This window comes from Mycobacterium sp. E2238, assembly GCF_001672665.1.
Classification (GTDB): Bacteria; Actinomycetota; Actinomycetes; order Mycobacteriales; family Mycobacteriaceae; genus Mycobacterium.
Genome location: NZ_LZKF01000030.1, coordinates 1 through 10,592 on the forward strand (window position 1 = coordinate 1; position 10,592 = coordinate 10,592).

Annotated in this window: 11 protein-coding genes and 1 pseudogene; 2 read left to right on the forward strand and 10 right to left on the reverse strand. The window is 69.5% G+C overall.

Going from position 1 to position 10,592, the window contains the following annotated elements; genetic code table 11:
- The 4 genes from A5711_RS25925 to rimP all read right to left on the reverse strand — a co-directional run.
- The coding region (locus A5711_RS25925) for a translation initiation factor IF-2 N-terminal domain-containing protein (RefSeq protein ID WP_156744742.1) at nucleotides 1-137 on the reverse strand (137 nt) is incomplete at its 3' end.
- Between the two features lie 64 nt (nucleotides 138-201).
- Nucleotides 202-456, reverse strand: a complete 255-nt coding sequence (locus A5711_RS02670; protein WP_369829917.1) for a YlxR family protein — start codon at nucleotides 454-456, stop codon at nucleotides 202-204.
- Nucleotides 457-626: 170 nt separating this feature from the next.
- Nucleotides 627-1,682, reverse strand: coding sequence for a transcription termination factor NusA (gene nusA / locus A5711_RS02675; RefSeq protein WP_067943821.1), 1,056 nt, complete (start codon nucleotides 1,680-1,682; stop codon nucleotides 627-629).
- Complete coding sequence (rimP, locus tag A5711_RS02680) at nucleotides 1,682-2,209, reverse strand: ribosome maturation factor RimP (protein ID WP_067943823.1); 528 nt, start codon at nucleotides 2,207-2,209, stop codon at nucleotides 1,682-1,684. The genes nusA and rimP overlap by 1 nt, the downstream gene beginning before the upstream one ends.
- A gap of 213 nt (nucleotides 2,210-2,422) precedes the next feature.
- On the opposite strand from rimP, the gene A5711_RS02685 reads away from it, so the two are divergent.
- Both A5711_RS02685 and A5711_RS02690 read left to right on the forward strand, forming a co-directional pair.
- Nucleotides 2,423-2,959: a hypothetical protein gene (locus A5711_RS02685; protein ID WP_067943837.1), complete on the forward strand. Its 537-nt coding sequence runs from the start codon at nucleotides 2,423-2,425 to the stop codon at nucleotides 2,957-2,959.
- On the forward strand, nucleotides 2,956-3,402 hold the full coding sequence (locus A5711_RS02690) for a ferritin-like domain-containing protein (RefSeq protein WP_067943825.1): 447 nt from the start codon (nucleotides 2,956-2,958) through the stop codon (nucleotides 3,400-3,402). Before A5711_RS02685 ends, A5711_RS02690 begins: the two co-directional genes overlap by 4 nt.
- A gap of 18 nt (nucleotides 3,403-3,420) precedes the next feature.
- Here the strand turns inward: A5711_RS02690 and A5711_RS02695 are convergent, their stop codons facing one another.
- The 6 genes and pseudogenes from A5711_RS02695 to A5711_RS02720 form a co-directional block, all read right to left on the reverse strand.
- The gene (locus A5711_RS02695; protein WP_067943827.1) at nucleotides 3,421-5,169 is read right to left on the reverse strand and encodes a proline--tRNA ligase; all 1,749 of its coding nucleotides are present in this window, start codon (nucleotides 5,167-5,169) and stop codon (nucleotides 3,421-3,423) included.
- Between the two features lie 137 nt (nucleotides 5,170-5,306).
- Nucleotides 5,307-6,899, reverse strand: a complete 1,593-nt coding sequence (locus A5711_RS02700) for an MFS transporter (RefSeq protein ID WP_067943828.1) — start codon at nucleotides 6,897-6,899, stop codon at nucleotides 5,307-5,309.
- 33 nt (nucleotides 6,900-6,932) lie between these two features.
- A complete protein-coding gene (gene cobA / locus A5711_RS02705; RefSeq protein WP_067943830.1) occupies nucleotides 6,933-8,138 on the reverse strand; it encodes a uroporphyrinogen-III C-methyltransferase in 1,206 nt (401 codons plus the stop codon).
- A 67-nt stretch (nucleotides 8,139-8,205) separates the two neighbouring features.
- The gene (locus A5711_RS02710; protein WP_067943832.1) at nucleotides 8,206-9,582 is read right to left on the reverse strand and encodes a cobyrinate a,c-diamide synthase; all 1,377 of its coding nucleotides are present in this window, start codon (nucleotides 9,580-9,582) and stop codon (nucleotides 8,206-8,208) included.
- Nucleotides 9,579-10,193 carry a cob(I)yrinic acid a,c-diamide adenosyltransferase gene (cobO, locus tag A5711_RS02715; protein WP_067943834.1) on the reverse strand — a complete coding sequence of 205 codons (615 nt, stop codon included), beginning with the start codon at nucleotides 10,191-10,193 and terminating at the stop codon, nucleotides 9,579-9,581. The genes A5711_RS02710 and cobO overlap by 4 nt, the downstream gene beginning before the upstream one ends.
- Nucleotides 10,194-10,208: 15 nt before the next feature.
- Nucleotides 10,209-10,592, reverse strand: a pseudogene (locus tag A5711_RS02720) (hypothetical protein); the annotation flags it as partial.

A 10,592-nucleotide genomic window follows, 5' to 3' on the forward strand; every position in this document is an offset into this window, starting at 1 on the left:
CGGCGAGCGACCGGCGCCTCCACCGTGGACGATGCGGATTTTACGAATTCGCCCTGTTCATTCAGCCGGGCGAGAACTTCCTTGCTGGTAACACCGAGTTCCTTGGCCAACTCGTGTACGCGGGCCTTACCTGCCACTACATCTCCTGTCTAAGAGGCGACAGTCGTGGGGCCGCGCCTCGGGTTTAGCTATGACGCATGGTCATCGGGACTTCACGGTGTGCTCATGTTCTTTGCTACCTGTTCTGTTGCCGTGCTGGTCGAGCGCTTCCACGTACTCGACCAGCGCGGATGTGTCCGGTGGACGGTCGATGCGCAGCGCTCTGGTGAAAGCCCGCCGCCGAATCGCCTGTTGCACGCACGGCGGTACGGGATGCAGCCATGCACCCCGCCCCGGCCGGTTGGCCCTGGTGTCAACGATCACGGCGTATTCGCCGTTCCCGTTCGACTGAGCCACCACGCGAAGCAGTTCGACGGCCAGCTCTCGCTTTCGGCACCCGACGCACGTCCGGACTGGTCCGTCCAAATGTTTGTGCGCCCGGGCCGAAGGCTCACGCTGGATCACGGCTCAGTCTAGCGTCACTTATCCGATGGTCAGAACCGCCCGAGGATGCGGGCGAGGATCCCCTAGCGGTCGTGCGCCATCCCGTGGGTGGCCCCGTGTTCGGGGTGGCTCTCCGAATGCGACTCCGATCCCCCCGGCGTATCGCCGCGGATGTCGATCCGCCACCCGGTGAGGCGCGCGGCCAGCCGCGCGTTCTGGCCCTCCTTGCCGATGGCCAGGGACAGCTGGAAGTCGGGCACCACCACGCGGGCGGCCCGGGCGTTCGGGTCGATGATCGACACGGAGACCACCTTGGCCGGCGACAGCGCGTTGGCCACGAAGCGGGACGGGTCCTCGTCGTAGTCGATGATGTCGATCTTCTCCCCGGAGAGCTCGCTCATCACGTTGCGCACCCGTTGGCCCATCGGCCCGATGCAGGCCCCTTTCGCGTTCAGCCCGGGAACGTTGGACTTCACCGCGATCTTGGAGCGGTGGCCGGCCTCCCGGGCCACCGCCACGATTTCCACCGACCCGTCGGCGATCTCGGGGACTTCCAGGGAGAACAGCTTGCGGACCAGGTTGGGATGCGTTCGCGACAGCGTGATCAGCGGCTCGCGGGAACCGCGGGTCACGCCGATGACGTAGCAGCGCACCCGGTTGCCGTGCTCGTAGCTTTCGCCCGGCACCTGTTCGGCCGCCGGGATCACGCCTTCGGATGCCTTGGTCTCGGTGCCCATCCGGACGACGACCAGGCCGCGGGCGTTGGCGCGGTTGTCGCGCTGGATGACGCCCGCGACGATCTCGCCCTCACGGGTGGAGAACTCACCGTAGGTGCGCTCGTTCTCCGCGTCCCGAAACCGCTGCAGCATGACCTGACGGGCGGTGGTGGCGGCGATGCGGCCGAAACCTTCGGGGGTGTCGTCCCATTCGCTGATGACGTTGCCGTCGTCGTCGGTCTCGCGGGCGACGACCTTGACGACGCCGGTCTTGCGGTCGATCTCGATGCGCGCGTCGTTCTGATGGCCCTCGGTGTGCCGGTAGGCGGTGAGCAGCGCCGACTTGATCGTCTCGAGCAGCTCGTTGACCGAGATACCGCGATCCACCTCGATGGCGTGCAGCGCGGCCATGTCGATGTTCATCAGTGCCGCTCCTCCGTCCTGTCGGTCCGGCTCGCCAGGTCCAACTCCGCTTGGGCTGGGGGCGAAAACTCCACCTGGACAACGGCTTTGGCGATGTCGGCGAGCGGGAGCTCGCGCACCTGGTAGTCGCGTCCCGCGCGGACCACCAGCGCGACGGTGTCGCCGCGCGTCTCGCCGACGCGACCGGTCAGTCGCGAACCGTCCGCGAGGACGACGTCGACCTTGCGGCCGCGGGCGCGACGGAAATGCTTTGCACTGGTCAGCGGGCGGTCCACGCCCGGCGAACTCACCTCGAGCACATAGCGGTCGGCGACATCGTCGATGCCGTCCAGCAACGCCGACGCCGAGCGCGACAGCGTCGCGATGGTGTCCAGGTCGAGGGCTTTGTCACCGTCGGCGACCACCATGATCCGCGGCGGGCGCGTCCGGGCGTCGATGACCACGTCTTCGATCTCGTATCCGGCGCGCGCGAACTCATCACCGAGTAGCTCGATCACCTGCGTCTGCGAAGGTAGCCCGGTGGTCACGGCGAGCTCCTCATCTTGAGTTGTCCGGTCAGCTGGAGGGCGTCGCCGCCCCTTGGCCCTATTTAGCCCTGCGGGCGGCTCCGGTGTCCTGGCGGAACGCGAAGGCTGCCGTTCCGCGAGAGCAGCTATCAACGATACGCCAGGAATCGCGTCTGACGGCCGGATCGCGTCCTGGCTTCCTACCCACCCCCGCACCGATGGCAGGATGTGTTTGTGTCTAGCGCATTTCCGGTCGTCAACCGGCGGGGTGTGCTCGCCGGCGGCGCGGCTCTGGCTGCGCTCGGGGTGGTGACCTCCGCCTGCGGCGAGTCCCCGCCCAAGCCCCCACCCGTCGAAGAGCTGTTGGGGCCGCTGGACCAGGCCCGCAAGGACAGCGCGCTGGCCGGTGCCGCGGCTGCGGCCGTCGGCAACCCGCCACAGATCGCCGCCGCGCTGACGGTGGTCGCGAGCCAACGCGCCGCGCACGCCCGCGCCCTGTCCACGGAGATCTCGCGGGCCGCCGGCAAGATCACCGCCTCGTCCACCAGCGAGACCGCGGGCCCCAGCCCGAGCGCCGCCGAACCGGCGGGACCGCCGCCGCCTCCCCCACCGGTGTCGGACGTGATCAACGCCTTGCGCGCCTCGGCGGACAGCGCCAGCCGGATGGTGGCGGGAGAATCCGGCTACCGGGCGGGGTTGCTCGCCTCGATCATCGCGTCCTGCACCGCGTCGTACACGGTCGCCCTGGTGCCGGGGGGCCCGTCGATATGAGCTCCGGCAAGGACGCGGACAACGCCGCGCTGTGCGACGCGCTGGCCATCGAACACTCGACCATCTACGGCTACGGCATGGTCTCGGCGCTGTCGCCGCCCAGCGTGAACGACATGGTGGTGGAGGCCCTGAGTCAGCACCGCCAGCGCCGCGACGACGTGATCGCGATGCTCAACGCCCGCAAGGTCAACGCGCCGGTCGCCGCCCCCGGTTACCAGTTGCCGATCCTGGTGGGCAGCGCGGCGGATGCCGCGCGCCTGGCGGCGCGGATGGAAAACGACGGCGCGTCGGCCTGGCGCGTGGTGATCGAGCACGCCGAGACGGCCGACGACCGCGCGTTCGCCGCCACGGCGCTGACGCAAAGCGCGGTGATGGCCGCCCGATGGAACCGGGTGCTGGGCGCCTGGCCCATCACGACGAGCTTCCCCGGCGGAAACGACTAGCGGCGCAAGGGTTTTCAGTTACCCGGTAAGGGCGGCCGCGACGTCGGTGGCCAGCGACGGCCCGGTGGCCAGCTCGCGCGTTTCTCCGCCGAAGCGGTCGCGCAGCTCCACCACACCGTTGCCCCAGCCGCGCCCCACCACCAGGATCCACGGCACGCCCAGCAATTCCGCGTCCTTGAACTTGACCCCCGGTGATGCTTGACGGTCGTCGAGCAGCACCTCGATGCCCAACCGGTCCAGGTCGGCGGCCAGCGCGGTGGCCCCGGTGCGGGCGTCCGCGTCCTTGTTGGCGATCACCAGATGGACGTCGAACGGCGCGACCGAAGACGGCCAGCGCAGGCCCAACTCGTCATGGTGCTGCTCGGCGATCACCGCCACCATCCGCGACACCCCGAGGCCGTAGGACCCCATGGTCAGCCGCACCGGCTTGCCATCCTCACCGAGGACGTCGGCGGTGAAGGCGTCGGTGTACTTGCGGCCGAGCTGGAAGATGTGCGCGACCTCGATGCCCCGGGCCGACACCAGCGGGCCGGCGCCGTCGGGAGACGGATCGCCGTCGCGCACCTCGGCGGCCTCGATGGTGCCGTCGGCGGTGAAATCGCGGCCGGCCACCAGGCCGACGACGTGCCGGCCGGGCTCGTCCGCCCCGGTGATCCAGCTGGTGCCGTCCACCACCCGCGGGTCGACGAGATAGCGAACACCGTTGTCCCGCAGCGCCTTCGGCCCGATGTAGCCCTTCACCAGAAATGGGTATTTGGCGAAGTCGGAATCGTCGAGCAACGCGTACTCGGCCGGTTCCAGCGCGGCGCCCAGCCTCTTGTCGTCGACCTCGCGGTCGCCCGGCAGCCCGATGGCCAGCAGCTCCCACTCCCCGCCGGGCTGGCGCACCTTGAGCAGGACGTTCTTCAGCGTGTCCGCCGCGGTGACCGTGCGGCCGAGGCCGGCCGTGTTGGCCCAGTCCACCAGGGTGGCGATGGTCGGGGTGTCACCGGTGTCGTGGACCACCGCCTCGGGCAACCCATCGATCGGTTTGGCCTCGGGGCGGGCGGTGACGACGGCCTCGACGTTGGCCGCATACCCCGATTCCAGGCAGCGCACGAAGGTGTCTTCGCCGACCGGACTTTCGGCCAGGAACTCCTCGGAGGCGCTGCCGCCCATCGCCCCCGATACCGCGGACACGATCACGTAGCGCACCTGGAGCCGGTTGAAGATGCGCTGGTAGGCCTCCCGGTGCGCGTGATAGGCGGCCTTGAGTCCGGCGTCGTCGATGTCGAAGGAGTAGGAGTCCTTCATCAGGAACTCGCGCACGCGCAGGATCCCCGCGCGCGGCCGCGCCTCGTCGCGGTACTTGTTCTGGATCTGATAGAGCAGCACGGGAAAGTCTTTGTAGGAGTTGTATTCGCCCTTGACCGTCAGCGTGAACAGCTCTTCGTGCGTCGGGCCCAACAGGTAGTCGTTGCCGCGGCGGTCCTGAAGCCGGAACACCCCGTCGCCGTATTCGGTCCACCGGTTCGTGGTCTCGTACGGCGCGCGCGGCAGCAGGGCGGGAAACAGGATCTCCTGACCGCCGATCGCGTTCATCTCGTCGCGGACGATGCGTTCGATCTTGCGCAGCACCCGCAGCCCGAGCGGCAACCAGCTGTACAGCCCGGGCGCGATCGGCCGGATGTAGCCGGCGCGGATCAGAAGTTTGTGGCTGGGCACTTCGGCATCAGCGGGATCGTCACGCAACGTGCGCAAGAACAGCTCGGACATCCGGGTGATCACAGCGGGCCAGCCTAACTTGTCAGGGGTGGGCGCCTAGCAGCCGAGGACCCGTGCAGGCTCCGCGAATTTGATATCGCCGGCGCTATCGAATCCGGCGCAAAGCTATTGGATCTGGCCGCCAATCGGCGACCACGGCGTCACAGCTCGCCGGCGTCGATCGCTTCCTTGACCTCTTGCGCGTGGGCCACCTGCGCGGGGGTGTAGCCGATCAACAGCGCCGCGGCGCCGACGATGACGGCCACCCCGGCCACCCACAGCAGGCCGTAGGTGTAGCCCTGGTCGAGCGCGTGCAGTTGGAGGTCGTTCATGATCTTCACCGGGCCGGTGGTGCCGCCCATGTACAGCGTGCGGGAGGTGATCACGGCCTGGATGACGGCCAGCACCAGCGGACCGCCGAGGCTCTGCAACATCAATGCGATCGCCGACACCGGGCCGATCTGGTCGAAGCCGACACCGGCGATGGCCGCCAGCGTCAGCGGGACGACGCAGATGCCGATGCCGATCCCGCCCACGATGATGGGGAGCACCAGGTTGGGGAAATAGGGCACACCGCGGTGCATGAACCCCCAGCCGTAGAGCATCGCCCAGAACAGCAGGATTCCGCCGCCGATCGTCAACACGCGGGGCGAGAACCGCGACACCAGTTGCGAGGACACGCCCAGCCCGATCCCCATCGCGATGACGAACGGGATGAAGCCGACGCCGGCGCGCAGCGCGCTGTAACCGAGGATGTCCTGCACGTACAGGCCGATGCACACCGTCAGGCTGAACATGAGGCCGCCGGCCAGGAAGATCGCGGCGAAGGTGACCAGCCGGTTGCGGTCGCGGAACAGATCGAATGGGACAACCGGGTTTTCGGCGGTGCGCTCGACGATGATGAAGGCGAGGGCGGCGGCCATCGCGACCACACCCGAGCCGACGGTGGTGATCGAGACCCAGCCCTTTTCCGGCCCCATCGAGAAGGCGAAGACGGCCGCGGTGCACGCCAGCGTCGCCAGCATGGCGCCGGTGGCGTCGAGCTTCATCCGCTCCCGGTTGGTCTCGCGCAGCGCGGTGCGCGCGAGGTAGATCATCACCAGGCCGATCGGCACGTTCACCAGGAACGCCAGCCGCCAGGACACCTCGGTCAGCGCTCCGCCGACCACCAGGCCCATCACCGAGCCGACCGCCGTCATCGCGGCGAACACCGCCGTCGCGAAGTTACGCGCGGGCCCCTTTGGGAAGGTGGTGGCGACCAGCGCCAAGCCGGTCGGCGAGGCGATGGCGGACCCGACCCCCTGCGACAGCCGCGCGATGACCATGGTCACCTCGTCCCATGCGACCGCGCACAGCACCGAGGAGATGGTGAACAGCGCGACGCCGACGATGAAGGTGCGCTTGCGCCCGATGGTGTCGCCGAGCCGGCCGCCCAGCAGCATCAGTCCGCCGAAGGTCAGCACGTAGGCGGTGATCACCCAGCTGCGGCCCGCGTCGGACAGGCTGAGCTCGTTCTGGATCCGGGGCAGCGCGACGATGGCGACGGTGCTGTCCATGGTCGCCAGCAACTGCATACCGCCGATGGCGATCACGGCCGCGATGAAGCGGCGGGACGGCAACCATGCCGGGTAGTACTTGCTGAGGCGGGTGGAGGCGGTCTCTGCCGGGCGCGTGGAGCGCGCCGCGGCCGGACGATCGGGGCGTGCGGAGGTGAAGTTGCGCACCGCGCGCTCACTGTCGTTGAGGGCCGTCATAAAGGGTTACCTTACAGTAATCTTAAGATCCGTTTAAAGCCCGAAAGCCGCCACCGGCCCGATCACGATGATCGCGGGAGGTCGGATGCCCTCGGCGCGGATCTTTTCCGGCGTGTCGGCGAGAGTGGCCCGCAAAGTCTGCTGAGCCGCCGTCGTTCCGTGTTGCACCACCAGCACCGGCGTTTCCGCAGGTCGGCCGCCCGCTATGAGCGCGTCGGCGAAAAGCTCGATGCGTTCGACGGCCATCAGCAAAACGATGGTGCCGGAGAGCGCGGCCAGCGCATTCCAATTCACTAACGATTCGGGGTGGCCCGGCGCCAGATGTCCGCTGACCACTACGAATTCGTGATTTATGGCCCGGTGCGTGACCGGAACGCCGGCCAGGGCCGGCACTCCTATGGCGCTCGTCACACCCGGCACGACGGTGACCGGGATCCCGGCGTCGACGCACGCCTGCACTTCCTCAAAGCCGCGGGCGAAGACGAACGGGTCCCCACCCTTGAGGCGGACGACGAACTTCCCGGACCGGGCGCGTTCGATCATGACGTCGTTGATCGCGTCCTGCGCCATCGCCCGCCCGTACGGGATCTTGGCGGCGTCGATGACCTCCACGTGCGGCGGTAGCTCCGCCAGCAGTTCCGGGGGCGCCAGCCGGTCGGCGACCACCACGTCGGCGTGGGCCAGCAGCCGGCGCCCGCGCACGGTGATCAGTTCGGGGTCGCCGGGGCCGCCGCCGACGAGTGCCACCCCGCCGCGCACGACGTCGGGGCTGGCCACGCTGTCGGGCGCGATTACCCCCGTCTGCAGCGCCTCCCGGATGGCCGAGCGAATGGCCGCGGACCGGCGGTGCTCGCCGCCGGCGAGCACCCCGACCGATAACCCTTCGTAGCTGAAGGACGCCGGGGTCACCGCTGTCCCTTCCACGGCGATATCGGCGCGGACGCAGAAGAGGTGGCGGCGCTCGGCCTCCGCGACGACGGCCGCGTTCACTTGCGCGTCGTTGGTGGCGGCGATCGCGTACCAGGCCCCCTCGAGGTCGCCGTCGCGGTATTCGCGCAGCGACAACGTGATTCCGGTCATCGCCTCGACCGACCTGGTGGCGCTGCGGGAGATCACGTGGACGTCCGCACCGCTGGCGATGAGCAAGGGCAGCCGGCGCTGGGCAACCGAGCCGCCGCCGACCACGACGACCTTCTTGCCGGCCAGCCGTAGTCCGGCGAGGTAGGCGTTCTCGGTCACCGGGCAAGCCTAGTGGCGACCGCGAGCGCGGCGGAAACGCCGGGCGCTGCGGGTCGCCACCATCGGCCTAGTGGCGACCGCGAGCGCGGCGGGCGGCGGCGTGCGCCACGAACCGCGCGACAGCTTGTGGTGCCGCGGCCGGATGGGTGTGCAGGTACGAGGCGTGCACTCCGGCGTGCACGACACCTTCGCGCGAGGTATCCGCGTCGTTGCCCCGGTAGGCCCAGGCGGGCTGGTAGTCATCGCTGAACGTGATTGCGGTCCGGTGGAATTCATGGCCCACCGCCCGCTGCCCGGTGGAATAGAGCGGCGAATCGGCCACGGCGACGGCGTCGCGATAGGCCAACGTCAGATTCGGCGTGAACCGCGCCGACCCGGCCAGCACGCCGCACATCGGGTAGCCGTCGAGATCGGTGGCCAGATAGATGAGGCCGGCGCATTCGGCGTGAATCGGCGCGCCGGCGGCGGCCAGCTCGTTGATCTGCCGGCGCACGGCGTCGTTGGCCGAGAGCTCGGCGGTGAACTGTTCCGGAAAGCCGCCGGGCAGCAGCACCGCATCCGTGCCATCGGGCAACTCCTCGGCCAGCGGGTCGAATTCGACCACGTCGGCGCCGGCGGCCCGCAGCAACTCGGCATGTTCGGCATAGCCGAAGCTGAACGCCTTACCCGTTGCCATCGCGACGGTGGCCCGCCCGCCGGGCGTATCCCCCACCGCCGTCGCCGGGTCCCACGCCGTGCCGGTCCGGCTCGCGGCGACGGCCACCACGGCCGCCAGGTCGACGTGATGGGCGACCAGGTCGGTCATCGCCTCGACCGCGAGCCGCGCGCGCCGCCCGTACTCCACCGCGGTGACCAGACCCAAATACCTTGTTGGAAGCTCTAATTCGGCGGTGCGGGGAATGGAACCCAGCACCGCGACACCCGCCTGCTCGCAGGCCTGCCGCAAAACGTGTTCGTGCCGGGCCGAACCGACCCGATTGAGGATCACGCCGCGGACCCGGGTCGCGGCGTCGAACGTCGAAAAGCCATGCAGCAGTGCGGCGATGCTGTGACTCTGGCCGCGCGCGTCGACCACCAGGACCACGGGCGCACCCAGCAGGCCGGCCACGTGGGCGGTGGAGCCTTCCGCGGGGCCGGCCGCGGCGCGCCCGATTCGCCCGTCGAAGAGCCCCATCACCCCCTCGATCACCGAAATGCTCGCACCGCCCGAGCCGTGCGCGTACAGCGGGCCGACGAGGTTCTCGCCGACCAGCACCGGGTCCAGGTTGCGGCCGGGACGCCCGGCGGCCAAGCCGTGATAACCGGGGTCGATGAAGTCCGGGCCCACCTTGAACGGTGCCACGGCATGGCCCGCGCGCCGCAGCGCACCGATCAAACCCGTTGCGACGGTGGTCTTTCCGCTGCCCGACGCCGGCGCGGCGACGACGACCGCGGGGACACTCACCACTCGATGCCCTTCTGCCCCTTGCGGCCCGCGTCCATCGGGTGCTTGACCTTGGTCATCTCGGTGACCAGATCGGCGGCCTCGATCAACCGCTGCGGGGCATCGCGGCCGGTGATGACCACGTGCTGGTGGCCCGGCCGCGCCAGCAGCACGTCCACCACCTCGTCGACGTCCACCCATCCCCATTTCAGCGGGTAGGTGAATTCGTCGAGCACATAGAAGTCGTGGCGCTGCTCGGTCAGCCGGCGCGCGATCTCCGCCCAGCCGTCGGCGGCGGCCGCGGCGTGATCGTCTTCGCTGCCGGCCTTGCGCGACCACGACCAGCCCGCGCCCATCTTGTGCCATTCCACGGGCCCACCGATGCGGTGCTGCTGGTGCACCTGGCCGAGTTGGGTGAAGGCGGTCTCCTCGCCCACCTTCCATTTGGCGCTTTTGACGAACTGGAACACCGCGACGGAGAGCCCGGCATTCCAGGCCCGCAATGCCATTCCGAATGCGGCGGTCGACTTCCCCTTGCCCGGGCCGGTGTGCACCGCCAGCACCGGGGTGTTGCGCCGGGCCCTGGTGCTCAGTCCGTCCTCGGGGACCTGAAGTGGGCGGCCTTGTGGCATCAGCGGTTACCCTCCTCAGGCCGCGTTTCGCACGACGCGCGTCAGCGAGTCCGCGTGCAGCTGCTCGAGGCGCACGGCCGGGGCGCCGAGGTGGCGGGCCAGCTGTTCGGCCAAACCCAGCCGCACGTAAGACGTTTCGCAGTCCACGACCACCGCGGCGGTGCCCTCGGCCACCAACCGGGCCGCCGCCGCCCGGCTGCGGCCCAGCGGGTCCGTTCCGGCGGTGGCCCGGCCGTCGGTGAGCACCACCACCAACGAACGCCGGGCCCGGTCACGTGCCTTCTCCCGGACGACCAGTTCACGCGCGGCGAGCAGGCCTTCGGCCAGCGGGAGGCGCGGCTGCTGCTGCCGCCCACGTCGTCGGCGCACGTCGCCGGCCGGCGGCTGGCCCGATTCGAC

What these genes read in the sequence shown, in the direction of transcription:
- nusA (WP_067943821.1), bottom strand. Translation starts at nt 1,682, where the DNA reads ATGAACATCGACATGGCCGCGCTGCACGCCATCGAGGTGGATCGCGGT.
- A5711_RS02690 (WP_067943825.1), top strand. Translation starts at nt 2,956, where the DNA reads ATGAGCTCCGGCAAGGACGCGGACAACGCCGCGCTGTGCGACGCGCTG.
- A5711_RS02700 (WP_067943828.1), bottom strand. Translation starts at nt 6,899, where the DNA reads ATGACGGCCCTCAACGACAGTGAGCGCGCGGTGCGCAACTTCACCTCC.
- cobO (WP_067943834.1), bottom strand. Translation starts at nt 10,193, where the DNA reads ATGCCACAAGGCCGCCCACTTCAGGTCCCCGAGGACGGACTGAGCACC.